The sequence below is a fragment of the Kitasatospora phosalacinea genome (genome assembly GCF_030268885.1).
Lineage (GTDB): Bacteria > Actinomycetota > Actinomycetes > Streptomycetales > Streptomycetaceae > Kitasatospora > Kitasatospora phosalacinea_C.
Genome location: NZ_BSSA01000145.1, coordinates 1 through 259, shown reverse-complemented (window position 1 = coordinate 259; position 259 = coordinate 1). Strand labels below are relative to the sequence as shown.

General features: G+C 59.5%; 1 rRNA gene. It reads left to right on the top strand.

The window, feature by feature from the left end:
* Positions 1-259, top strand: a 23S ribosomal RNA gene (locus QSK52_RS39310); the annotation flags it as partial.

Below are 259 nucleotides of genomic sequence, written 5' to 3'. Positions count from 1 at the left end.
GACGTGGTGGAGCCGCCGGCCCAAGCCTGTAGTAGGTGAGCGATGGGGTGACGCAGGAAGGTAGTCCAGCCCGGGCGGTGGTTGTCCCGGGGTAAGGGTGTAGGACGTTGCGTAGGCAAATCCGCGCAACACGAGTCTGAGACCTGATGCCGAGCCGATTGTGGTGAAGTGGATGATCCTATGCTGTCGAGAAAAGCCTCTAGCGAGTTTCATGGCGGCCCGTACCCTAAACCGACTCAGGTGGTCTGGTAGAGAATAC